Origin of the sequence: Desulfobotulus pelophilus, from assembly GCF_026155325.1 — a bacterium.
GTDB lineage: Bacteria > Desulfobacterota > Desulfobacteria > Desulfobacterales > ASO4-4 > Desulfobotulus > Desulfobotulus pelophilus.
This window is the reverse complement of the sequence record NZ_JAPFPW010000056.1, coordinates 1-1,881: the sequence shown is the minus strand read 5'-3', so window position 1 is coordinate 1,881 and position 1,881 is coordinate 1. Positions and strand designations below refer to the sequence as shown.

The 1,881-nt window shown below is 46.6% G+C and carries 1 protein-coding gene; it reads left to right on the top strand.

The genetic code is table 11. From position 1 onward, the window contains the following. The first annotated feature begins 141 nt into the window (after positions 1–141). Complete coding sequence (locus OOT00_RS15915; RefSeq protein WP_265426409.1) at positions 142–1,857, top strand: IS1634 family transposase; 1,716 nt, start codon at positions 142–144, stop codon at positions 1,855–1,857. Positions 1,858–1,881 lie beyond the last annotated feature (24 nt).

The window sequence follows — 1,881 nt, the reverse complement described above, 5'->3', positions numbered from 1 at the left end:
CCTGAAAATCGGATAAAGCGTACATTCTAAGCCCAAAAAAGCAAGAAAAAGCACGGTTTAGTTGAAAAACCGTGCTTTTTTCTTGCTTTTTTTACGTGTGCGCATTATGGTTATGCGTACACTTTAAAGAAGGATTTACGCATGGCTAAACCAATAACAGGAAAAACTCACATCGGTGAACGACGTGAAAAGCGTGCGAATGGAGATATTTATATCTATGAAAGGGTTACGGCCTACGATGAAAAGGCCAAAAAGACCTATACGGTAAGCCAGAAGCTCAAGGGCAAAATCAAGCAAGGAACACAAGAAGTAGTAGTGACTCGTCCCAAAAAAAACAAAGGCGAAGGAGGTATTGCCGATGCAACCCGTCAGCATACTGGGCTAACGGACATCCTGGAATGGGTTGGCAAGGCTTCCGGAATTGATGATGATGTACGTGCTTCATTTAGTGAGGGTGATGCGGCAAAAATTCTATCTGTCGCACGCTACTGGATCGGTTCCGGTGGCAACACGCTGCCGCGCCTTGAGAGTTGGCAGGTGATGCACCCCCTTCCATATCGTGAAGCAATCTCTGAAGACGTTTATGGTAAGCTGTTTAAGGATGTAGGGCGCAATGAAGAAGGCGTTCAGTGCTATTTTTCTGCTCGGGCGGCACGCTTGGCAGAATCTCCTGTGCTGGCGTTTGATTCTACCACTGTTTCGACCTACTCTGAAAATCAATCGGAGGCACGGCAGGGATTCAATAAAGATGGCGACGGACTGAATACGATCAAGCTTTTGACCTTGTATTCCGTGAAGGCTCGTGAACCCATAGCCTTCACTAAGCAGCCCGGTAATATTCCGGATGTTATCTCCATTGAAAACACTCTGACACAGCTCAAGTGTCTCAATCTGGAAAAACCTCTGATAGTCACCGATAACGGCTACTACAGCCAGAAGAACATGATGGAATTTGCCTTGCAAAATATGAAGTTTCTGACCTTGGTTGATCCAAATATTATCTGGGTCCGAGAAGCAATTGATGCGCTCCGCACAACGCTTGAAGGAATGTCCAGTACTTGTCCATTCGACCCATCAATCTGCGGGGCAACTTCACTCAGAATGCATCAGTTCAGCCGAGCACGCCAGCGATCACGCAATGACAAGGTCGCCGGTGAAAAAGAATTGTTCTCGCGCCGTTTGTATGTGCATGTGTTCTATTCCCCAGACAACAAAGCTAAAAAAGAGCTCGTCTTCCGTAAGGACCTGTTTGAACTGAAGGCGCAAATAGAAGAAGGACAAACCGAGTTCACAGAATCAGCGCAAAAGAAAATAGACAAGTACCTGACCTGTTCCAGAAAGGGGCGTGGTGGACAGCTGAAGGTGGGATTCAATGATAAGGCCATTACGGAATCAAAGAAGTATTTTGGCTACTTCACCCTTGTCAGCAATCAGTCTATGGATACATTTACAGCACTTGAAAACTATCGGCTGCGTGAAAAAATCGAAGAACTTTTTGCCGTACAAAAGGGGAGACTCGACGGTGCCAGGCCACGCACATGGTACCCGGACAATCTGCGAGGAAGGCAATTCACACAATTTATCTCGCTTGGCTATCATTGCTTCCTGATGAAAAAAATAAAGGCCGTACAGGCCAGGCTCAGAAAAAAAGACCCCGAAAAAACCAAATCTCTTATCAAGCTCGAAAAGCAGCTGGAAAACTGGCTTGCGCAACGTTCTCTCGCTCAGATCCTGGATTGGTTCGACTGTGTTGAAACCACAAAGGTACAGACCGCCATGGGCAGCTATCGATGGTCCACCGAATCAGTGGCCAGAGACAGGCTCTTTTTAAAGTGCTTGGGAGTGGGTACCAAATAGTGTACGCTTTATCCGACTTTCAGG

Bases quoted from the DNA above. Each gene is read 5' to 3' on its own strand.
- OOT00_RS15915 (WP_265426409.1), top strand. From the start codon at position 142: ATGGCTAAACCAATAACAGGAAAAACTCACATCGGTGAACGACGTGAA.